Genomic DNA, 23121 nt, shown 5'->3' with positions numbered 1-23121 from the left:
ATAAATAAATTAGCCCCCGGTCAAGCGACCGGGGGCTAAACGACTGCGGGTAAATATTGAACTGAAGAGCGAATGCAGCGCTAATCCAGGAAGCCCAACAATTCCTGGGCCCGGCTAGGCTGCTGCAGCTTGCGCACGGCCTTGGCTTCGATTTGGCGAATGCGTTCCCGGGTGACCTTGAAAATGTGGCCGACTTCCTCCAACGTGTAACTGTAGCCGTCGCCCAAACCGTAGCGGAGCTTGATGATTTCGCGCTCGCGGTAGCTAAGCGTTTTAAGGACTTTGCTAATGCGGGTGCGCAACATTTCCTGGGCGGCGCCCACGGCGGGGTTTTCCGCGTCGCCATCGGGGAGCAAATCGCCGAAGTGGCTGTCTTCGCTGTTGCCGACCGGACGATCCAGGCTGATGGGGTAACGGCTCATGGCCAGGACGCGACGAGTTTCGTCAATGGCCGTGCCGGCTTCGCGGGCGGTTTCCTCAATCGTCGGTTCGCGGCCCAGCCGCTGCAACAGTTCCCGCGAGACATTCCGCACGCGCGACATGGTTTCCACCATGTGGACGGGAATACGGATGGTGCGGCTTTGATCGGCGACAGCCCGCGTAATGGCCTGGCGAATCCACCAGGTGGCGTAGGTGCAGAATTTGAATCCGCGTCGATATTCGAACTTATCGACCGCGCGCATCAACCCGGCGTTGCCTTCCTGGATTAAATCCAAAAAGCTGAGGCCACGGTTGCGGTATTTCTTGGCGATGCTGACCACCAACCGCAGGTTGCCTTCGGACAGTCCGCGCTTGGCGTGTTGGTACTGAGTGTAAATGGTTTTGATTTTCGCGACTCGATTGCGCATGCTGGAGGGCGTTTCCTGGGTGCAGCGCAAAATTTGGCGAAATTCCTTAATCCATTGGGCCCGCTCGGCCGGTGGCAGTTTGGCGCGCTTGTGCTGCTCGACCAGCCCCTTCAGTTCCGCAGCCCGGCAAGTGAAATCTTCCAGGGTGCGAATCATGGTTTCGATGCGCTGAGTTCGCAGGCCGAGTTCTTCCACCAGCTTGACCGCGCGTTTGCGGCGGCGGTTCAAGCGGCGCCATGCTTCACGGCGCGAACTCATTTTAGCCGATTTACTGAAGGCACAGCGGAAGTCAACCTTGTTGCGCCGCAGCAGTTCGTTCACCGTGTTTAGATTATGGGGCAGGCGGCCGAGAATTTGATCTTTCTCCAGCCGATCGGTCACGCTGACTTGCACGGTCCGATCGAACGGCAACTCGCCGACGTGAACACGATTTAAAATCCGCATGGCGTACTGGATGACAAAATCGCATTCCAGGAGCTTGCGGCGGAACTTAGCGCGGGTGATTTCGATGCGTTTGGCCAGCGCAATTTCCTCATGGCGCGTGAGGAGCGGAATTTCGCCCATCTGCGTGAGATACATTCGCACTGGGTCGTCCGACCAGCTTTCGGCTTCGGCATCGACCGAAAGCAGTTCGTCGGCCTTGAGCTCGCCGTCCAAATCGCCGACGGGGGCTTCGGCCACTAATAGATCGTCGTCAACTTCCACCGCATCCGAATCATCAACCACCTTGTCGACCAACTCCACGGCTTCATCGGGGCCGGAAGTTGAATCGTCTTCCAGGTCATCCAACAACGTGTTGTACAAGAGAGCACTCCTCAGCTAAACCACGAAGATTAGGGTGAGCCAGAACGGGAACCGAACAGTACGCTCCGTCGATTAGAGATCAAAACAAGCCACCATCCGGCACGAGTCAAAATGTGAGCGCGTCAATCCCAAGCTAACAATTATTTGCTAAACATTAAAGAAATTCCACCATATTCTACCACGATGTCTTGCCCGCGATTTGAATCGCCAGCATTTGGTAAGAAATGATGGTGGCTTCACGGATACACAGTTATCTATATTACCCAATCATCTTATATTAACATCTTTGATGCGTGCCTTGGTAGCCCCCTAAATCAGAACACCCAAGTGTCATGCTGCATACGATTCATGCTAGCTGAGGGCCAATCATTGTGCTGTAAAGTGACCGCAAGAGTGAATCCCTGGGCGACTATATCCTGACAGTCCTGACAGAGTCCCGATTAATCAAGAAGCGAGCTTTCAGCCGGTTCAGCACATCAATTTAATTCGGAGCAACTCGGCGGTCCAGAGCGCAAAGATTTTTCCTCATAAAAATCGCGGATGGAGTCGTCTCTTGCTTGGATTGCCGGGTGCTCAACCAAGTTTCGTATTGAACAGTTTGCCCGCGAAGTGCAGTCTGTAGGCGCCGCGAATTTGCGCCACTTTCGTGGTGAAATGGCTTCGATTAAGCTGGACGTGGGCCTGCTCATGGGTTTTTGAACCTTAATTCAGGCGTCCAAATTTCCGCGGCTTGGATATTCGCTGGTGCTTCACAACTTTTGGGGGCGCCGGGGCCGCTGACCGCGGCTGAGGACGTAGCGTTTCGCCGATGAAGTACCTTCTTCCGTGTCCGCATTGCGGTTCCAAAATACCCGTAGCTGCGGGGCAAGCCGGGCAGCGGCTACGATGCACCTGTGGACACGATATCGAGGCGCCTTCCATCCGCGGTCTTCGCGAGTTGGAATCGGTCACGGAAGAAGAGGAAATTCGGACGCCGGCATGGAGTGCGCGACAGGGTGTGGCGTTTTTGGGTGTGGCGATCACCATCATCGCGATCGTCGCCGCCGGAGCGATTGTCCTGCTGCGGCCCAATACGACAGACCGGCAACTCTTGGAGATTCCCATCAACCAAGATGCCATCCGGCGCGAAGTTCAGGAACTTTCGCCGGGGGAGGCCTATCTGCGGCTGGCGCCAGTGGTTTCATCAATCCCGGGTTACACCGAGGCGCTGGCACAAGGCGCCGTGCCGCCACATCTTATGCCCGACATCAAGCTGTTGGCGACTTTTGAAGGAACCGGACCGCAACCGCTGACGCCGAAATCGACGGCCGACCTAGCCAAGTTGGCCGGCGAAAAAAACACCGAACTTGCCGGGCGCATTTTTCGGCGGCGATCGTTGAACGATGAGTTGTGGTTGGTCGGCGTGGCGGCAATCATCGGCATATTGCTCGCGAGTTCCTCCCGGATTTTGCCGGCGGCGAAACCGCGTCGAGCGGTTGCCGCTCAGCGCAGATAAGTGGGTTTGTCAATGGTCGTGCCGGGCGGAATTTTCGCGCGCAGTTCCGCGGCATCGAGCGCAAACAGCGGGCCAATTTCCACGGGCACATCGGGGGCCACGTTCGCGCCGGCAGCGGTCAACCATTGGCGGTGCAAGGCAATTAGAGCGGCACGGCAGGTGTCGGGAGATTCGCTCCGCTCACCGGGCGGATTTTTTACCGGGGCGAACCAATGGGCTGCTGCCCCTTCCACGGCAATGGATTGCCCAGCCAGCGGCAACAGATCGAAAATGAAGCGTTCAAATTTGATGGCATTGGGCTGGGTCGGTTCGACACGATTTCCTTGCTCGTCGACGAACGCCACTTTCTTGCGTGCCACGTGAAAGGGCAATGCTTGACTGTCGCGGCTGGCGCGGCTCAAAAAAGCCGCATCAAACACATGAATCGCAATGCTGCCGGCCCAAAACCGCAGCGTGCCGTCGGGGTTTCTCTGGCTGGCAACGGGATCGGGAAAATCGCTGTATTCGATAATGCGGGTTTGCCCGTCGATGCGGACGAGGTTCCCCAGCCGATCCGAGGGTTCGTGCTTGGCGATCGCCAGGGTTGTCATTTCCGATTTGCAAAGGATGTGATAGCCGAGTAATGCCGGATCGCACATTTCCACCAGCGGATTGTCAACCTGGAAGTAAAACAACTGCGCGAGGCCGCGGCGCTCGATGTCCGCCAAACCAGCGGTTCGATCTAGCGCGGCCAGCATGCCGCCGTGGCCGTCGGGGTTCAAAGCGACATGGCCCTTGGCGGACAATAGAATTCGCCCTGTAGCTGCATCGACGGCTGGCATGACACCCTGGCAAAACAAGCGGACCTCGCTGGCCGGCAGTCCGAAATAATTCTTGGCTTTGAGATAATCTTCCGTTTCCACATGCGTGGCATCGCTGGTCATGACATACAACGGAATCGTGGCGCCAAAGCGGCGGCTGACTGCCAGCAGTTTCTCGAACAGGATTTGAAACAGCGAGGCGTTGGAAACAGGACCGATTGAATACATTCCCTTGGGATGGTCGAATCCCAAGCGCGTTCCCTGGCCGCCGGCCACCAAAATCGCGCCGACTTTGCCCCGCCGCAGCGCGTTTTCGCCGACCTTGCGGGCTTCGGCCACCGAGAACTTGTTACTCGGGTCGTTCAAGCGAATGGCTTGCGGCGGATCGGCACGTGCTGCCAGTTCTGTCCAATCGCTCCGGTCGGCGGCATGGCGGAACAATTCCGCGATGGCGGCAATATCGACGGCGCGAAGTTGCGCCGCCAATCGTTGTTGATGTCCGGGGCTCAACTCCTGCCAGAAGTGCAATAAATGCTGTTGTCCATGCGACGCCAGCCGCCGCGACAGCTCTTCAAACGCGCTCGGATCTTCAAATGCCTGCGTGCTCATCGTGAGGCGATCTTTCTGGTGTCCCTAGCACTCCGCCCGTCCTCTCGACGTTGTTGGGGCTACAGCCAGCCGCGCACCCAAGCATAAGCCAAAAAACAGAGGATCGGAAAGAGCACGAACACCACGGCATAGGTATAAATCGTGGTCCAAACGTGCCTCGGCCAGCGTGCCATGGATGAAAGCTCAGGGGCAGAGTTGTGGAATCTGGATGGTGGAGTGCGAGAAGCAAAACGCCTGCTACGATGCATCGCGGGCGATAAATTCCAGCCTGACACTGCACGGCGCGGTGGCCGGCGTGTCGAGCTTCACTTCCCATCTTACTCCCCAGGGAAGCACCAGCGTAGGGTGGATTTCGCACAACGGGCCGGCCTGCAATTCCGCTTCCACACTGGGAACGTGTTGAAACGCCGGACAGAAAGCCACATGTACCAGGGCGGTCCGCTGGCCGGCGACAAAGTTCGTTAGCAGCCAGCCATCGACGCTAAGTTTGCCGGCGGCAGAACGATGATAGACCAATTTCTGAGTGGCGTCGGCGGCATCCGGCGGCGGCGGGAAGCTTGAAATGTCATCGAGCAACTCCGCCGAGCCAAACGATAGTTGCCCCGCCGCCGAATTCGCCCCGCCGTACGACAACCGGGCGTGGCCAAACGGCCGGGTTCTGCGCCAGCGCAGTAAGCCAAGTTCCGCGCCGCCGACCGTGATCCACAAGAGGGTCACGCCGGGCCAGTCGCTGTCCGACAACGTGACCGCCGCGGCAAAAAGGGGCAATGCCAAAATCGCCAACAATTCCGGCGCTGTCGCCGACAACGGCGCAAGCCGGACTCGGTCATCCGCTAAAGGCAGCCCATGCACCGCAACGGCAACCGCGGTCGCCGCGATCCCCACACCAATCAGCAACAAAGCTGGCAATGGGGCAGTCAATGCGCCGACACACCGCCGCGACATTAAAAACACCGCCGCCAGCGCCAAACAAACAGACAGCACCCAGGCGGCAAGATTCCAAACGCGGCCCAACAGAATTGGCGTTCGCAAAATCGACTGGGGACACGACATCCCAACGGGCGCATCCATGCTGACTTCTTTCGTCGACGTAGAAATGTGGTTGGAAAAATCAATCCATTCCCAGCAGCGGCGTGGTTCCTTTTGCACGATTGGCTTTGCGCCACCGCTTACATTACGCCACCGCTTACATTACGCCACTGCCGCGGCGCCGATGCCGGCTGCTTCGGCCAACTCGGCGGCGCGGTGAATGCTTTCCCAAGTGAATTCCTTTTCCTTCCGGCCAAAGTGGCCGCCGGCCGCGGTTTTACGATAAATCGGCCGCCGCAAATCGAGATATTGGATAATACCGGCGGGCGAAAGCGGAAATAAATCGCGCACCAATTCGCAAATGCGTTCGTCGTCCAACCGACCCGTGCCTTCGGTATCCACATGCACGCTGACAGGCTGCGAGACGCCAATAGCGTAAGCCAATTGCACTTCGCAACGATCGGCCAGCCCGGCCGCCACGATGTTTTTGGCCACGTGCCGGGCCATGTAAGCGGCACTGCGATCAACTTTGGTCGGGTCTTTGCCGCTGAAGGCGCCGCCGCCGTGACGTCCCCAGCCGCCGTAACTGTCGACGATGATTTTGCGGCCGGTGAGCCCTGTATCGCCATGCGGACCGCCCACCACGAAACGGCCCGTCGGATTAACGTGATGCGTGATTTTATTCGACGCCAGATCGCGCGGCAGGCACGGCTCGATGATGTGCTTGATGACAAAGTCGCGGATTTCCTTTTGCTGCACTTGTTCGTCGTGCTGGGTACTGACCACGACGGTATCAATTCGCACCGGCTTGCTGTTTTCGTACTCCACGGTCACCTGGCTTTTGCTGTCGGGACGCAGCCACTTTACCACGCCGCGCTTGCGGGCATCGGTCAGAGCGTTGGTAATGCGGTGGGCCAAGGCAATGGGCAGCGGCATCAGCTCGGGGGTGTCGTTGATGGCGTAGCCGAACATCAGCCCTTGGTCGCCGGCGCCGATTTCCTTTCCCTTCGATTGATCTTCGTTCACGCCCATCGCAATGTCGGGGCTTTGGCTGTGGAGCGCCACCAACACGGAGCAGGTATCCCAGCCGATGCCCCATTTGGCGTCGAGATAGCCCACATCGTGCATGACATCGCGGGCCACTTGCTGAAAATCGACCACGGCCTTGCTGGTGATTTCGCCCGCCAGCATGCACAGACCGGTGGTGACCAGCGTTTCGCAAGCGACGCGGCTCAGGGGGTCGTGGGCCAACAGAGCGTCGAGCACGCCGTCGGAAATTTGGTCGGCCAATTTGTCGGGATGGCCCATGCTCACGGATTCGCTGGTGAATAAATGTCTGCCGGATGCCACGAAAAGTACCTCGCTGAAAGATGTTGCTGGAACACGCACCTGCGGCGTGCCGTTGCCGCGAGCCAAGCCGATGTTGTCTCCCGGCGATCGACGGTTTGCTGCGGCGCACACGGCGCCATTTCCTCGTAACACTGCATTATAGAACGGCCTTGATGAAGCCCGCAACAGGTCCATCGCTCCGGTAGTGTCTTAAGAGTGTGTGGGTGATTTTCAATGTTGTTTTTTCTGCCAGTTTTGGCATTACGCGATTTATTCGCTAAAATGCCTTCCGTTCCAAGCTCGCGGCTGATCCCCGCACAGGCTGGCCTTTGGGCGTTGAGCATACCCAATGTCCATTGGTCGGTCAGCTTGGCGGATTGGTATGCAAAAATGGTTGATTATTTTGCTTTTCACGCGACAGCAGAAGAATGCGCCGATGCTGGAATCTATAAACGAGAACGCGCAGATTCTCTAACAGACGAGGAGGTCGGCTCATTTGAGCAGCAATCTGGCGGATTGTTGAATGCGATTCTGAAGCTCGATCTGCTTGAAGAACACGCACGGAACGCAGTACGTTGTCATTTAAGCCTAGCAAAGTCGGCGAAAAACGCCATATATTTGGATTTAGGCGAAGGGCCTAAGCCATTTAGAATTCACGCTGATATTCCAGATAATGTTCGTGACCTGATTGAATTCTTAGCTGCCGCCTTTGCTGTCAGAAACCTGGTAGCGGCATCTGCCGATCACCAGCACCTTGCCGTAATGGCAGTGACCCTCGGACAGATTATGGAGCGCATCAGAGTGCGACCATTTGATGGATTGGTGAAAAAGGCTAAGAAGTTACAACAGCGCGCCGTTGCGGCCGGTAAAACGCGAGTTCTGCTGACAGATAAGCAACAACGCGATGCCATTCACGATATTCAGAAGTTAATTAAACGCATGCCGCTTCAGTCAGCCTGCAAAGAACTTCAACCAAAATATGGTGTTAGCTTCAAAACTCTCATGCGTTACTTCAAACGCGAAAGACAACCGTAAGATTGTCTCTGGCCCAACCGCGTGACTGTCCCACCCCGCCGGCAGCAGAATGGCGATGCCGGCAGGGTGGCAGAGCGGTCAATGCAGCCGCCTTATAAGCGGCAGTCCGGGGCATGACCTCAATCGTGTACCCCGGCGTGGGTTCGATCCCCACCCCTGCCGTTTTTTCGTCTTGCAGCGCGTAGCAGCGTCTCCCTCGCCCAAACGGACGTTTTGCCACCGCCCGCTTTGTCAAGTTCTGATCGCTCGGCTTCGGTCAAGCAGACCTTCAATATGTTGGTCTGTAACTGATCTTGTTTCTTTGGTGGCCTTCCAATCATGCGACTTATTATGGCCAAAATAATTTGCAAGTCAACCCCACAAATCCATTGACACCGATACTTTCTATGGCCATAATAAGTGACATAATTAAACCCCGGTCAGACGCGAATCCGGCCGGGGCAAGAACAATCCGGCGACTAGCGCCGAATGGTCCCTAGACAAGTCCATTCTACCACGCAAAGTCGCCCTAACAACGGGAAACTTTGCAATGATACAAATTACTTGCCAGCACGAACAAACACAAAAGTTCGGCAAAGATCGACACGGCAACCAGCGGCACCGCTGCATTCTCTGCGGAAAAACCTGGACCGACCTACAGCCGAAACTTTTGGGTGATATGCGAGTTTCGGTTGACGACGCCAAAATGGTTTGCCGTCTCTTGGTGGAAGGGATGTCAATTCGCGCCGCAGAGCGCACCACCGGGATGAACCGCAATACGATTTGCAAATTGATCGTTCACTTCGGCACTGCCTGCCAGCGGTTTCTTGACCAACAAATGCGCGGCCTAACACTGGGCCACTTGCAATTCGATGAACAGTGGACCTACGTTGCCAAGAAGCAATCGCGGCTCACCATGACGGAGCGGGAAGAATGCCACGATCAAGGTGACATTTATCTCTGGACTTGCATCGACAAAACCACCAAATTGATGCCGAGTTTTTTGATCGGCAAGCGTAGTGCCGACAATGCCCGGCGGTTTATGATGGACGTTGCTGGCCGGTTAGTTTTCCCCGCGCCCCACGCTTCCGATGCCCATGCGTTTAAGCTGGGCCAGTATCCTATCGTTTGCCAGCTATCGACCGATGGATTCGCTGCCTACCCCGAAGCCGTTGATCTAGCCTTTGGCCCTTACGTGAAGTACGGCACGATAATCAAGGAATATAAAAACGCCAACATGATCTACACGCCGTCCGAAATGGTTGGAACCAAGCGGACGGGCATTCGCAATATAGACAACCGCAATGCCCGCTCAATAACCACTTCGCATGTTGAGCGGCTCAATGGCACCCAGCGCACGTTTATGAAGCGGCTCAATCGGCTAACGCTGTGCTTCTCCAAGAAACTGGAAAACCTAGAGGCCGCTTTCGCAATGTTCGCGGCTTACTACAATTACTGCTGGCGGACTCGGAAACCGGGCAAGAGCGGTCAGAAGCGCCCCACGGCTGCGATGATGGCCGGAATCACCGACCATATTTGGAGTTTTGACGAGTTATTTGAGGCCGTCTTAAAATCACCCACACACTCTTAAGACACTACCATCGCTCCGGGTAGTGGGTCAGTTTGATCGATTACGGATGTAGCGACCCCGGCGCGCCGGGGTCCCCAGCCGTTTTTCAGCGAATGGTGCTTCAGCGGCTGAGGATCCCGGCGCGCCGGGACCTCTACATTTCAAACTGACTCATGACCATCGCTCCAAGCGTCTCCGGCCAGAAAAATAACAAGTTATGATGGATTTTCGTCTTATCATGGGATGCGGGGTTGCCAACGGCGTCTTTTCTATAGAAACCATTTTGCGGCACCGCAAACCTGATGAATGCTCCTGGTCCGGAACTCTTGGGCCGGTTGTTGGACGAGCATGCGGCTGCGCTGACGCTATTGGCCCGACAATGGTGCTCCACCCCCGACGACATTGTTCAAGAGGCGTTTTTGCAATTGTCGCGGCAGAAAGATTGCCCGCGAGATGCGGCGGCGTGGCTGTACCGTGTGGTGCGCAACGGAGCAATTTCGGCCGCTCGGGCCGAATCGCGTCGCCAGCGGCACGAAACCGCGGCGGCTGCGCAAACGCACCGTTGGTTTGCCGAGACGCCCGGCGAAATGGCCATCGACGCCCAAGCGGCGGCAGCGGCGCTAGCGCAAGTATCATTGGAGGAACGCGAAGTGATTGTCGCTCACCTGTGGGGCGGATTAACGTTTGTTCAAATCGCCGAACTCATGAACAGCACGTCCAGCACCGTGCATCGGCGTTATCAAGCTGGCTTATGGACTTTGCGAAACCTATTAGGTGAACCATGCCTACCGACGAAACTCCCGGCGAAGAACATGCCGAAGGATTGAACAGCCTTGAAATTGCTTTGCGGCAGTTGACACCGCAGGGGGGTCAAATTGACCGCGATCGATTGATGTATTTGGCAGGCCAAGCCAGCGCGATGAATTTCGATTCGCAAATCAGCCCGGCTCGAAATGCCCCCCGTGTGCGACACTCTCAGAATTCATGGCGGTTAGCAACCGCGGCGCTGGCGCTGGTTTCGATTGCCCTGGGCGGATTGCTGCTGCGTTCCACACCACGCGAAAATGATGTGATACAGGTGGAACCGCCTCGGGTTGCAGGCGAAGGTGCCGTGGCGTTATATCCGCCGGCCGATTTGCCGATGCTTCCATCGGCCGTGGGCCATGGCGCCGAATATTTCCAGCTCCGCAATTTGGTGTTAACCCGCGGCATTGATGGTTTGCGGGAATCGTCGGTTGCTGGACGGCCTGCTACTTCAAAGTCGACGTTGCTCATGTTGCCGGCGCTGCGTCAGGAACTGCTTGGTCCTGAATCCTGAAAATAAATTTCGTAACGCACAAAATGTCTCACAATCGCAAAGAGAAACTGTCATGATCGCTTCAAAAAACTTTGCCATCCGCAGTTTTGTTTTGGCGCTGGCGCTGGTCTATGTCGGGCAAACTGTGGCCGATGACCAAAAACCACCGCAGTCATCCGCTGCACCGGCCGATCAGCGGGAAACGGTGCATCTGCTTTTGCATCCAGCCGATCTGCCCTATGCCGCGCTCAAATACCAGTTATTGCCCAAGGGCATTGAAAAAACTCCCGGCAATGCCGCACCGCATTATTTTCGTGCGGCATTGATGATGGCGAGCGATAAGGCAATTCAAGATGCTGACGCGCAATCGTCTCCGGGCGCCTCTTCACAGCTCGATGAATGGCTCAATCTGCCGGTGGATGAACTGAGCAAAAACGAAGCAGCGCAGAAGTTTTTTAATGAGCGCCCAACCGGTTTTTGGGATTTAATCAATTTGGCCGCACACCGCGAGCAGTGTGACTGGGATTTGCCCATTCGTGAATTTAATATGTCGACACTGATTCCAGAACTCATCAAGCTGCGCGATATGGCCCGCTTGTTAGCCTTCAAGGCCCGGGTCGAAATTTCGCGCGGCCAGTTCGACAATGCCCTAGAAACGCTGAAAACCGGCTTTGCCGTGGCGCGGCATGCCGCCGCCGCACCCACGCTAGTCAATGCCATGGTCGGCGCAAAAATTACCGATTTGATGCTCGAGCAAGTCAGAATTTTGATCCAGCAGCCAAAGAGCCCAAATCTCTACTGGGCACTGACTACCTTGCCCAACCCCATTGTCGATTTGAGCACCGGCGTGGAGTTTGAAGGCGGCTTTGTGTACCTGTTTCTCCCAGAACTGCGCGGTATTCGCACGGCCGTACACACCGAAGCGGAATGGGATAAAATGTTATTCCAAGTGGCTGACAAGCTGATCAAAGTGCTGCCGGGCATCGGCAATCAGAAACAGGATTTGAGCTGGTACGGCATCGGCGCCTTGTTTGCGGTCACGGCCTATCCCAAGGCCAAACAGCAATTGCAGGAAGCGGGATACTCGCCGTCGCAAATAAAAGAAATGCCGGTCTCGCAAGCGATTTTAACCGCGGAAGTCGAAATGTTCGACCGGCTCAACAATGACACGTTCAAGTGGTTTTACGTCGATTCCGCCAGCGCGCTGAAGGGGATGGCTGAAGCGGATCGCGATTTACAGGAATTCGGAAAATCGAAGCGGGAGATTATTCCGTTGGCATCGATTCTGTTGCCATCGTTAAGAAAGGTTAAATCGGTGGAGGTGGAAACCGATCGCTACGTCGCCGCGCTGCGATGCGTGGAAGCCATTCGCTTGTACGCCGCCAGACATCACGCTCAGCTTCCGCGGCAATTGTCTGACATCAACGAAGTACCCATTCCGAACGATCCCGTGACCGGGCAACCGTTTTCTTATCAATCGATCGAGAGCCGGGCTCTGATTACTTCTCCCGCTCTACCGGGAGAAACTGCCATCCAAGAAATACGCTGGGAAATTCAACTGGCCCTTGGCAAGCCCTGAATCGCCGTAGAGCGTAGTAGAAATAGACCGGCCGCGCCGAAAATCGCCGGGGGTTGGCTTGGAATCCTAACCCAATTGGACGCAGGGGGTACCCCTTGGTAAAACAGGGTCTGGGGCGTTAAGATGTAGAACTTCGCCAAGTGCGGATGATTCTCGGCCACGGCCGCATCAATGCGGTTATGCAAGCAGGGAATCTAATTGCCCAACCCGGCTTGGGAAGTTTAGCCCTGAGTAGGCGTCCTGGAAAAACGCTGGGGAAAGGAATGCGCTCGGTGGAGATCAAAATTGCAACCCGGCATGGCCATTTAAGCGAAGCCACGCAGGCAAAAATCACCGCGAAGGTGGGACGGTTGTCGCGGTACTTCGAACGGCTAACGGCCATTGAAGTCACCGTCGATTTGGAACACGAAACCACCCCCGTGGTCGACCTCCGCGTGGACGCCGAACACAAGCACGATTTTGTCGCCACGGAACATTCCGGCGACCTGTGGCGCAGCCTCGATGGCGCCATACAAAAACTCGAACAACAACTCCGTAAATATAAGGACAAGGTGTTGGGCCGTCATCGCAAGCCCGCTGCCAAAGTACCATAGGTATCGGCTGGAATCGTTTTGCCCGGTCGGCCGCCACGCTGGTTTTACCCCGGCTGGCTATTTCCTGCGAAGGCTTCCGGCCAACAGCGGATTCGCGCGGTCCGAGGTGAGAAAGGAAAAGGGTCCATGAAGTTTGCCGACTTTGTTAGCACCGAAGCGATCCGAGCGAAACTCAATGCAGAAAATAAGGAAGGCGTCATTCGCGAAATGGCTCAAGCCCTGTTGGAGGCCGGCAAAATTGCCTCGGGCGAGCTAGAGGGCATCGTCAAAGCCATCCTCAAGCGCGAGGAGTTGGGCAGCACCGGAATTGGCCGCGGCGTGGCCGTGCCCCACACGAAGCACGCCAGCGTGAACCGCCTGGTGGGCACCGTGGCCGTAAGTCAGGAAGGGGTCGATTTCGACAGCCTTGACGGCGAAAAAGTGCAATTGTTTTTCCTGCTGATTTCGCCGCCGGATCGTCCGGGCGATCACTTACGGGCCTTGGAAAACATTTCGCGACAGCTTCGCAACGACACGTTTTGTCGATTTTTGAAGCAGGCCAAGACGGCCGAAGAAATTAAGCAATTGCTGGAAGAAGCAGATAATAACCAGTTTGGAACGTGACCGGTGTTGGAACGTGAATGGAACCGTAACGGAGGGACATCAACCGCACAAACGCAAAGACGCGTACGGAAAATTTGGAATGTTGACAATTTGTGTCTGTCGTCATTCGAGTTTCGCCATTCGTCATTTGCTCTGCGTCCCTGCGGTAAACGAATGAACGACGTGAAGGTTAGCCGGACGTTGGTGGTGAATAACCCACAGGGGATTCATGCGCGTCCGGCCAACCTCATCGTGCGATTGGCGCAGCAGTATCAATCCCGAATCGAATTTGTGAAGGAGAATCAACGCGTCGACGGCAAAAGCATTCTTGATTTGCTCACCCTGGCAGCGATGCAGGGTACGCAACTGGAAATCGAAGCCACCGGGCCCGACGCCCAACAAGCCCTGGACGCACTGGCCGAATTGTTCGCCGGCAATTTTGGAGAGCCGGAAGGACAACCACAAACAGCGGAAGAATCGAAGAATCTAAATCAGTAGGCTCGAAAACACAAACCAATTCGACAAGTCGAAAAGTTAAAAAAGCTGCAGGGACCGAAACGTTCCGCATTTCGCCTCTTCAACTTTTAAAACCCGTCCGTTTAACAAACCAAATAACCCGGGCCGAAACACCCCGCCAGCAGCGAAACTCCTGGCGCGATTGTGTTTCGGTCCACTCGGCGCGGCATTGCCCAGCCGGGCCTCAAGTTGGCCCGCGGCCTGTCGAACCACAGCCGACGGTGTGTCCTTCTGTGGACCAGAGGGCCGCCCACGGTAATGTTGCCGAGCTTAACCGAACACGGTTCCCATGCAGCGATTACAGGGGATCGCCGTTTCACCCGGCGTCGCTATCGGCGAAGCCTTGGTGATGGACAACGAGGGCTTTCGCATCCCTCGGCGGTTTGTTGCGCGCGATGCGGTCGACAACGAGCTGGAGCGCCTCGGTCAGGCCATCTCCGCCGCCGCGGCCGAAATTCAAGCCAACCGCGACGCGGTGGCCCGGGAGTTGGGCACGCAATACGCCGCCATCTTCGACGCGCATTTGCAAATGCTCACCGACCCCAAGCTGCGGTCGGAATTGGACACGCTGATTCGTGACAAGCATTTCTCTCCGGAATACGCCGTGAGCCGTGCATTGCGCCGCTACGCCAAAGTATTTCAGGGTTTGCCCAGCGGCAGTTTATCGGAGCGGGCCAACGATATATTCGACGTGGAAAAGCGCTTACTGCGAAATTTGCTCGGCCGCCGGCGCGAGGAACTTTCGCAGTTGACCTCCCCCGTCGTCATTTTGGCGCACGACCTGACGCCCAGCGAAACCGCCAATTTGGACCGCAAATTCGTGCAGGGCTTTGTGACGGAAGTCGGCGGTCCCGGCAGCCATACGGCCATTGTCGCCGAAGGCATGGAAATTCCCGCCGTGGTCGGCGTGGGCCTTTTTCTCACCGATGTTTCCGGGGGCGACCTGGTCATTATCGACGGTCATCAAGGCGTGGTTATTCTGAATCCCGACGATCAAACCGTTGCCTTGTACCGGCAGGAAATCGAGCAATATCGCTCGCTGGCGGTGCGCCTGGAAACGCTGCGCAATTTGCCCGCCCAGACCGCCGACGGCGTAAGCATTGAGCTGTTGGGAAACATCGAGTTTCCTTATGAAGTCGATCATTGCGTGGAACGCGGCGCCGACGGAATTGGGCTGTATCGCACCGAATTTCTGTATCTTTCGGCCGACATCGAGCCGACCGAAGAGACACATTTCGATGCTTATTCGCGCGTCATTCAGGCCATGGGCGACAAGCCCGTCGTCATTCGCACGCTAGATTTAGGGGCCGACAAACTTGCGCAAATGCCCAGTCCCGAGGAGGAACGCAATCCCGTGCTGGGTTTACGCAGTATCCGCATGTCGCTGCGTAATTTGCCGTTGTTTCGGACACAATTACGGGCTATTTTGCGGGCCAGCGCTTTAGGCAACGTGCGGGTCATGTTTCCGTTGATTACCACGCTGTTGGAATTGCGCCAAGCACGGATGATTTTGGCCGACGTAATTGAAGACCTGGACGAGAATCACGTTCCGTTCAGTCGCGACATGTGGGTGGGAATGATGGTCGAAGTGCCGGCCGCCGTGATGATGATTGATCGCTTCCTGGAGGAAGTCGATTTTGTCAGCATCGGCACCAACGACCTGATCCAGTATTCGCTGGCGGTAGATCGTGGAAATAAGGACGTGGCCGGGCTGTACAACAGTTGCGATCCTGCTGTGCTGCGGCTGATCAGCATGACGATTCAGGCGGCCCAGCGCGCCAACATTCCCACGAATTTGTGCGGCCGCATGAGCAGCAGCACAACATATACGCAACTTCTGCTTGGATTGGGCTTGCGCCAATTTGGCATCGCACCGGGCGCCATTCCAGAAGTGAAGCGCGTCATCCGCGGCACAAACATTCCCCAGTGCGAAGCGATTGCCCAGCGGGCCATGGCCATGGAAAACGCCCGCGACATCAAAGCCTTTTTACGTGACGAATTGAAAAAGGTCGCCCCAGATTAAAACCAACAGCAATTCCCCGTTTGCTCGCTGAACCTCCAATCCCGAACCCTAATTCCTGAACCCTGACACATGACCCGCCAGCGCGTGCGAATTCGCTTTAGCAAGCAAGACGATCTGCGGTGGATCAGTCACCGCGACCTGATGCGCGTCTGGGAACGGTTGTTTCGTCGGGCCGGGGTAGCACTGAGCATGACGGAAGGTTTTCACCCCAAGCCGCGGATCAACTTTCCCTCGGCCCTGGCCGTGGGCATCGCCGGCTTGGACGAATTGTTGGAAGTCGATCTGGCCGAGGAACACACGGCCCAATCGCTGCAGACGGTCATCGGCCCGCAACTGCCGCCGGGAATGAACGTGGGAGCAATTCACGTGTTACCGGCCCCCGATCACAAGGCACAAGTCAAGTATGTCACGTTCGAAATTGGCATCCCCAGGGAGCGTGAACCGGCATTGGCGGATCGCATCGACTGGCTGTTAAATCAGTCGTCGTTTCCCATCGAGCGTGAAGGACGGAAAAGCCCGTTGGATTTGCGGCCGCTGATTACGGAACTAGCGCTGCGGCGCGCCGACGAGCAAGACGGCGTACTGCAAATGCGGCTGCGGGTCGATCGCGAAGGCAGCGCCCGGCCCCGCGAAGTATTGCAAGCGCTTGATATTGAAGATTTAGAGTACGAAGGTTTTTTTCTCACCCGAACATGTGTGGAAGTGGAATAGCCGCTTGCGGTTTCGCATTGCGACCATCGATTTGCCGACGGCGAATTCATTCCACCCAAACTAGAAAGCAACGAAATGAAACAGGAAATGCTAATCAACGTGTCGCAGCCCGAAGAGTGTCGGATTGCCATCGTTGAAGACGGAGTTTTGGAGGAGTTGTACATCGAACGGGCCAATGCCGACAATTACGTGGGCAACATATACAAGGGGCGGGTGGTCAACATCGAGCCCAGCATTCAAGCGGCGTTTGTCGATTTTGGCGTCGGCCGGAACGGGTTTTTGCACATCAGCGACGTCGAATCGCAATACTTCCGCCAAGGCGGGTACGATCCCGATAAACCGATCGAATTTAGCGGCCGAGGGGACTTCCGCCGCGACGAGCCGCGCCGTGATGAGCATGCAGCCGAAGGCGCCGCCGCGCCTGATGCAGTGGGAGTGAAAGAAGAAGACGAAGATTTCGACGAAGACGGCCCCCGTCCCAAAGGACCCCAGCGCCGGGGACCACGCTTCGGCGCCCGGCCGCGCATCAAGCCCCCCATTCAAGATATTCTGCGCCGCGGCGACGAACTGCTGGTGCAGGTCATTAAAGAGGGCATCGGCACCAAGGGACCCACGCTGTCCACGTACATCAGCATTCCCGGACGTTATCTGGTGTTGATGCCGGCGTTGGGCCGGGTGGGAGTCTCTCGCAAAATCGAAGACGACGAAGCCCGCCGCAAGCTGCGCGACATCATGCTGGAATTGAACCCGCCCCGCGGCCTGGGCTTTATTGTGCGCACGGCCGGCGTGGACCGCACCAAAAAAGAAATTTCTCGCGATTTAGCTTACTTGCTGCGGCTGTGGAAGGTGATCACGCGTCGAATTAAAAAAAATTCCGCCCCCGTCACCATCTATGAAGAAAGCGACATGATCATCCGGACCATTCGCGACATCTTCACCGGCGAAGTCGATTCGATTTTTATCGACGAACCTTCGGCCCACGATCGAGCCAAGGAATTCCTCCAAATCGTCATGCCGCGCTACGTTAGCCGGTTGCAGTTATATAGCGGCAAGGAACCGTTGTTCCACAAATACAACATCGAAAGCGAAATCGCCAAAATCCACCAGCGCAAGGTGCCGCTCAAGCAGGGCGGTTCGATCGTCGTCGATCAAACCGAAGCGCTGGTGGCCATCGACGTGAATTCCGGCAACTTTCGCGCTGACGACAGCGCCGAGGAAACCGCCTACCAAATGAACTTGCTGGCCGCCAAGGAAATCGCCCGGCAACTTCGCTTGCGTGATTTGGGCGGCGTCATCGTCAACGACTTTATCGACATGCGCAAGGAACGGCATCGCCGCAATTTGGAACGAGCGCTGCGCGAAGCGATGAAGCGCGATCGGGCCCGCACTAAAATTCTCCGCACCAGCCCCTTCGGCCTGATCGAAATGACCCGCCAGCGGATTCGGCCCAGCCTGAAGCGCAGCGTCTACAAAGATTGCCCCGCTTGCAGCGGAACCGGTGTGGTAAAAACCGCCGAAAGCATGGCGATTGAAGTGGTGCGCCTGTTGATGTTTGCCGCCCAGCGCGAAGGTGTGGCCCGGGTTTCGATCACCGTGGCCAAGGACGTGGCCGATTACCTGCACAACAAAAAACGGCGGGATATCGCCCATTTGGAAGACCAGGGGAACATGACCATCCAGGTCTACGGCAAGGAAGAAGCCGCTCCGGAGCATTTGGTGATCGAATGTTTCGACTCCGCCGGCAGGGAAATTAAGCTGCCCCCCGGACCCTGGACCTCGACCTGAGGCCGAAATTCCGCTAAATTAACGAATTCCAATTTTCACCAAAAATGCCGCGGAGCTACCGCCATGTACGCCATCGTGACCGACGGTTCCAAACAGCTTAAAGTCGAAGAAGGCCAAGTGCTGAATATCGACTACCGCACCGTGCCTGCCGGTGAAACCATTACCTTTGATCGGGTGTTGGCCATTGGCGGCGATGCGGCCGGCTCTGCGCGCATTGGCCAGCCTGTTGTGGCTGGGGCCACCGTCACGGCCGAAGTCTTAGGGCCCACGCAAGGCGAAAAGCTGTTTGTGCAGAAATTCCGCAGGCGCAAGAATTCCAAGCGCCGCACCGGCCACCGCCAATTGCACACGCAGATCAAAATCAGCAAGATTTTGGGCTAAGCAGCCGCCGTTAGCCCCGCTGTTCGACAAGAAATGCAGCTTAGTTCTGCATTCTCGGGGGGTGGTTTTGTGCGCCTTGGACGGCTGTTTTTGTTAGCGTTGCACCTCTGCGAAATAAACCGCAACGAGGCAACGGAGAACTTAAGGCGCGAATCACAACCATGAGCTGGAAAGCAGATTTTCAATGATCGGACTCAGCTTCTTGCCGATGGTTTCCGTGTGTTTTCCACAGTACGGCAATCCTGCGGTCGACCGCTTTGCTGAGATCTTCCGGACAACCCTTGCTTTGCGTCTCCAGCGGCCCAATCAGTTATGAGATTTTGAACTCCCGCTCTATTTTTCGCGGGACACCTAGCTTACGGCGTGCGGGGAAAAAATTCTCAAAAAATTTTTCGCTGGTTAGCTAGGCGCAAGAAGTCGATGAGCAACTTGCCAAAAATCACGGTCTGGCACGGAGAAAACTCGTTCTTCAGCCGGGCGATAGAGCGCAAAAACTGGCTCTCAAGCAGACGGGCAATTCGTCGCAACGCCTTGCATTTAGAAGAGTTGTGGCGAATCAAAAGCGGGAGTTGACGCGCCGTGGAAACGGAGTAAGATGTCGCCCCAGCACTGTATGTTGTGGCCGCCAGGGCATTCACCACAATATATAGATGTTATCGACTCTGCCAGCACTAGCCACCCATAAGGGTTAATTTCTCGGGGTTTTCCGAGAAATTCCCCATAAAATATCAGAGCGAGCCTGTCGAACGAGTGTTATAGTGCGTAGTGTATGGAAGTACACTTCGCGTGGTACGGATGCCCGGTTGTTTGCATACAGAAGGAGCTGAACCATGGCCCACGCCGATGTAGCTTTGTCGACAAAACCCGCTCTCAAGCGTACTCCGAAGATGGGAAGCTTAAAACGAAATGCCGTGCGGTTGCGTGCCGGTGGCCTGGCCATCGATCCCCTCTTCTGCCCCACTTCGGTTGAAAATCCGTTTGACACCGTCGAGTGGGACCTTCGCACCGCCGCCATCAAAGGCGAAAACGGCGAAGTGCTGTTCGAGCAAACCGGCTGCGAAGTCCCCAAGTTCTGGAGCCAGCTTTCCACCAACGTGGTCGTCAGCAAATACTTCTACGGCGAAAACGGCACCCCGGAGCGCGAACGCAGCGTGCGGCAACTCATTCACCGCGTCAGCCGCACCATTGCCGACTGGGGACTGGCCGACGGCTACTTCGCCAGCGCCGCCGACGGCGAGCAGTTTTACCGCGAGCTCACCTGGCTCTGCCTGCATCAGCACGGAGCCTTTAATTCCCCCGTGTGGTTCAACGTGGGCTTGTTTCATCAATACGGCGTGAAGGGCGCGCAGTGCAACTGGCATTGGGATGCCGAAAGCGACACCGTCAAGCAGCCGGAAAATCCGTACGAATATCCGCAAGGCTCCGCCTGCTTCATCCAAAGCGTGAACGACAACATGGAAGACATCATGGAGCTGGCGCGCAGCGAGGCCATGTTGTTCAAGTTCGGCTCCGGCACCGGCACCGATCTCTCCACGCTTCGTTCCCACCGCGAAAAACTTTCCGGCGGCGGACGCCCCAGCGGACCGCTGTCGTTCATGCGAGTGTACGATCAAATTGCCGCGGTGGTAAAAAGCGGCGGCAAAACTCGTCGCGCCGCTAAAATGCAATCGCTGAAGGTGGAACACCCCGACATCATGGATTTCATCGAGTGCAAGGCCAAGGAGGAAAACAAAGCCCGCGTGCTGATCGAAAAGGGGGGCTACGAATCGAATTTCAATGGCGAGGCGTACAGCTCCATCTTGTTCCAAAACGCCAACCTTTCGGTCCGCGTCAGCGATGCCTTCATGCAGGCCGTGGAAAAAGATCAGCCCTGGACCACGCACTGGGTAACCAAGCCGGACCGCGAAGGCCCCACGTTCCAAGCCCGCGACGTCATGCAACGCATGGCCCAATGCGCCTGGCAATGCGGCGACCCTGGCGTGCAATACGACACCACGATTAACCGCTGGAACACCTGCCCGGAAAACGGCCGCATTAATGCCAGCAATCCGTGCAGCGAGTACATGTTCCTGGACGACACGGCCTGCAACCTGGCCAGCATCAACCTGATGAAGTTCCGGCGCGACGATGGCACGTTTGACGTGGAACGGTTCCAATCAGCCTGCCGCATCTTCTTCGTCGCGCAGGAAATTCTGGTTGATCATGCCAGTTACCCAACGAAAAGAATCGCCGGCAACAGTCATCGCTTCCGTCCGCTGGGTTTGGGTTACTCAAATCTTGGCAGCCTGCTGATGGCCGGCGGGGTGCCGTACGATAGCGACGCCGCCCGCGGTTTGTGCGGCGCCATGACGGCCCTGTTGCACGGGGCCGCTAATCTCACCAGCGTGGAATTGGCCGCCGCCGTCGGTCCGTTCGATGCCTTCGAGCAAAATCGCGAACCCATGCTCGACGTCATGCAAATGCACCGCGATGCCGTGGAGCAAATCAACCCGGCCTGCCCCGCTTATTTGAAAGACGCGGCCCGCAATCTGTGGGATCAGGTGCTCGACGAGGGGCAGCGGTTCGGTTTCCGCAACGCCCAGGCCACGGTGTTGGCGCCCACGGGCACCATCAGCTTCCTGATGGATTGCGACACCACGGGCATCGAGCCCGACATCGCGCTGGTCAAATACAAACAATTGGCCGGCGGTGGCATGCTGAAAATCGTGAATAACACCGTCCCTTCGGCGCTGAAAACGCTGGGTTACGATCAGCCGAAAATCGAGTCGATTTTGGCGTACATCGAGAAAAACGACATGATCGAAGGCGCCGACGACTTGCAACCGGAGCATTTGGCCGTGTTCGATTGTGCGTTCAAACCGCTGCGGGGAACGCGCTCTATCGCCTGGCGTGCCCACGTCACCATGATGGCCGCCGCCCAGCCGTTCCTGTCCGGCGCGATCAGCAAAACGGTGAATATGCCCCGCGAAAGCACGCCGGCCGACATTGGCAATGCCTACATGGAAGGTTGGCGGCTCGGTTTGAAAGCGCTGGCTATTTATCGCGATGGTTCCAAGGAAAGCCAGCCGCTGAACACCGGCACCGAAAGTGACAAGGCGGCGGCTAAAACGGTGGCCGTTCCCCGCCGCGAACGACTGCCGGATACGCGGGATTCGGTGACGCACAAATTTTCGATTGTGGGTCACGAGGGTTATTTGACCGTCGGGTTGTACGATCGCAAAGATCCCAACAACCGGGATGAAATTCGCCGCCCCGGCGAGCTGTTCATCAACATGGCCAAAGAGGGGAGCACCATCGGCGGATTGATGGACGCTTTCGGCACGGCCGTCTCGATGAGTTTGCAATACGGCGTGCCGCTGGAAGTGCTGGTCAACAAGTTTTCGCACATGCGGTTCGAGCCGATGGGGCAAACCAAAAATCCCGACGTCCGCATTGCCAAAAGCCTGGTCGATTACATTTTCCGCTGGATGGGAAATGAATTTTTGCCAGGCTACAAGGAAGCGAACAAAGGAACGAATGCCGAAGAGGCCGTCCTGTTGGCCAAAGCCGGCGAAGTGCCGGGTCCCGGCGTCAAGGCTCAGGGCTCAAGCGTCAAGAGTCAGGAGCCGGCCCAAAAAACCGCGGCCGTTGGTCGCGCGCCGGAAGCCGCAAGCACCGCCAAGCAAACCTCGTCGGCCAAACCAGTAGTGGCCAAGCCCGCCACCAACGGTGTGCACGCCGGCACAAACGGCCATGGCAAGACATCCGGCATCGTGGCCGACAATGCTGCCATGTTGCAGCGGGCCGGCGCGGCCATGCACATTGATCAAAATGCAGGCGCCGTGGCTCGTGAGGAACAATTTGCCAACTTCCAACTGGATGCACCCAGTTGCGACAACTGCGGCGCTATTACGGTCCGCAACGGCAATTGCTACCTGTGCCACAACTGCGGAAATTCAATGGGGTGTTCCTAGAAAACAGCAGGCGGCAGGCAGCATCCGGTAAGTGGACGATTATTTCGTTCACCCAGGTCCTGGCTGAATAAGGCAAAACGGGTTGCTCGAAATGGATTTGGGGGCTGGAGGCCCACGAGCAACCTTTTGAATCGACCGGGGTTTGATTTCGGTTAATTAGTTTTCATCGTTGCGGGCGCCGTCCACAAAATCATCGTGGCCGA

20 protein-coding genes and 1 tRNA gene are annotated in these 23121 nt (G+C 56.6%); 16 read left to right on the top strand and 5 right to left on the bottom strand.

The features are described 5' to 3' along the window. Positions 1–80: 80 nt before the first annotated feature. Positions 81–1652, bottom strand: coding sequence for a sigma-70 family RNA polymerase sigma factor (locus VMJ32_10535; GenBank protein ID HTQ39457.1), 1572 nt, complete (start codon positions 1650–1652; stop codon positions 81–83). Positions 1653–2460: 808 nt separating this feature from the next. Here VMJ32_10535 and VMJ32_10530 point away from each other — a divergent pair. Next, the gene (locus VMJ32_10530; GenBank protein ID HTQ39456.1) at positions 2461–3147 is read left to right on the top strand and encodes a hypothetical protein; all 687 of its coding nucleotides are present in this window, start codon (positions 2461–2463) and stop codon (positions 3145–3147) included. On the opposite strand, the gene VMJ32_10525 is transcribed toward VMJ32_10530, so the two are convergent. From VMJ32_10525 to metK, 3 genes are all read right to left on the bottom strand, one after another. Then, entirely contained in the window at positions 3135–4556 is a 1422-nt protein-coding gene (locus tag VMJ32_10525) for a UTP--glucose-1-phosphate uridylyltransferase (protein HTQ39455.1), read from the bottom strand. The two genes, VMJ32_10530 and VMJ32_10525, sit on opposite strands and share 13 nt — an antisense overlap. Positions 4557–4793: 237 nt before the next feature. Further along, positions 4794–5705, bottom strand: a complete 912-nt coding sequence (locus VMJ32_10520; GenBank protein HTQ39454.1) for a hypothetical protein — start codon at positions 5703–5705, stop codon at positions 4794–4796. Positions 5706–5747: 42 nt separating this feature from the next. Further along, entirely contained in the window at positions 5748–6893 is a 1146-nt protein-coding gene (gene metK / locus VMJ32_10515; protein HTQ39453.1) for a methionine adenosyltransferase, read from the bottom strand. Here metK and VMJ32_10510 point away from each other — a divergent pair. The 14 genes from VMJ32_10510 to rplU all read left to right on the top strand — a co-directional run bounded on the left by VMJ32_10510 (position 6892) and on the right by rplU (position 18965). After that, complete coding sequence (locus VMJ32_10510; protein ID HTQ39452.1) at positions 6892–7077, top strand: hypothetical protein; 186 nt, start codon at positions 6892–6894, stop codon at positions 7075–7077. The genes metK and VMJ32_10510 overlap by 2 nt on opposite strands. Positions 7078–7148: 71 nt before the next feature. Continuing rightward, complete coding sequence (locus VMJ32_10505) at positions 7149–7949, top strand: hypothetical protein (GenBank protein ID HTQ39451.1); 801 nt, start codon at positions 7149–7151, stop codon at positions 7947–7949. A 60-nt stretch (positions 7950–8009) separates the two neighbouring features. Beyond that, positions 8010–8111: transfer RNA gene (locus VMJ32_10500), tRNA-Ile, on the top strand. 367 nt (positions 8112–8478) lie between these two features. After that, entirely contained in the window at positions 8479–9519 is a 1041-nt protein-coding gene (locus VMJ32_10495; GenBank protein HTQ39450.1) for a hypothetical protein, read from the top strand. Between the two features lie 281 nt (positions 9520–9800). After that, a complete protein-coding gene (locus VMJ32_10490) occupies positions 9801–10325 on the top strand; it encodes an RNA polymerase sigma factor (protein HTQ39449.1) in 525 nt (174 codons plus the stop codon). Then, a complete protein-coding gene (locus VMJ32_10485; GenBank protein HTQ39448.1) occupies positions 10280–10816 on the top strand; it encodes a hypothetical protein in 537 nt (178 codons plus the stop codon). The genes VMJ32_10490 and VMJ32_10485 overlap by 46 nt, the downstream gene beginning before the upstream one ends. 52 nt (positions 10817–10868) lie before the next feature. Next, on the top strand, positions 10869–12374 hold the full coding sequence (locus tag VMJ32_10480) for a hypothetical protein (protein HTQ39447.1): 1506 nt from the start codon (positions 10869–10871) through the stop codon (positions 12372–12374). Positions 12375–12646: 272 nt separating this feature from the next. Continuing rightward, positions 12647–12967, top strand: a complete 321-nt coding sequence (raiA, locus tag VMJ32_10475) for a ribosome-associated translation inhibitor RaiA (protein HTQ39446.1) — start codon at positions 12647–12649, stop codon at positions 12965–12967. Positions 12968–13093: 126 nt separating this feature from the next. Further along, entirely contained in the window at positions 13094–13570 is a 477-nt protein-coding gene (locus tag VMJ32_10470; GenBank protein ID HTQ39445.1) for a PTS sugar transporter subunit IIA, read from the top strand. 153 nt (positions 13571–13723) lie between these two features. After that, complete coding sequence (locus VMJ32_10465; GenBank protein HTQ39444.1) at positions 13724–14047, top strand: HPr family phosphocarrier protein; 324 nt, start codon at positions 13724–13726, stop codon at positions 14045–14047. Positions 14048–14354: 307 nt separating this feature from the next. Then, positions 14355–16088 (top strand): phosphoenolpyruvate--protein phosphotransferase, encoded by a 1734-nt coding sequence (gene ptsP, locus VMJ32_10460; GenBank protein ID HTQ39443.1) that lies wholly within the window; start codon positions 14355–14357, stop codon positions 16086–16088. A 69-nt stretch (positions 16089–16157) separates the two neighbouring features. Continuing rightward, on the top strand, positions 16158–16799 hold the full coding sequence (locus VMJ32_10455; protein HTQ39442.1) for a TIGR03936 family radical SAM-associated protein: 642 nt from the start codon (positions 16158–16160) through the stop codon (positions 16797–16799). Between the two features lie 75 nt (positions 16800–16874). Next, a complete protein-coding gene (locus VMJ32_10450) occupies positions 16875–18584 on the top strand; it encodes an Rne/Rng family ribonuclease (GenBank protein ID HTQ39441.1) in 1710 nt (569 codons plus the stop codon). A gap of 63 nt (positions 18585–18647) precedes the next feature. Further along, positions 18648–18965, top strand: coding sequence for a 50S ribosomal protein L21 (gene rplU / locus VMJ32_10445; protein HTQ39440.1), 318 nt, complete (start codon positions 18648–18650; stop codon positions 18963–18965). 380 nt (positions 18966–19345) lie between these two features. Here the strand turns inward: rplU and VMJ32_10440 are convergent, their stop codons facing one another. Continuing rightward, on the bottom strand, positions 19346–19606 hold the full coding sequence (locus VMJ32_10440; GenBank protein HTQ39439.1) for a hypothetical protein: 261 nt from the start codon (positions 19604–19606) through the stop codon (positions 19346–19348). A 189-nt stretch (positions 19607–19795) separates the two neighbouring features. Between VMJ32_10440 and VMJ32_10435 the strand changes: the two genes are divergently transcribed. Continuing rightward, positions 19796–22918, top strand: a complete 3123-nt coding sequence (locus tag VMJ32_10435; protein HTQ39438.1) for a vitamin B12-dependent ribonucleotide reductase — start codon at positions 19796–19798, stop codon at positions 22916–22918. Positions 22919–23121 lie beyond the last annotated feature (203 nt).

It is taken from the genome of Pirellulales bacterium (assembly GCA_035499655.1).
Lineage (GTDB): Bacteria > Planctomycetota > Planctomycetia > Pirellulales > JADZDJ01 > DATJYL01.
This window is presented reverse-complemented; position numbering and strand designations above follow the sequence as displayed.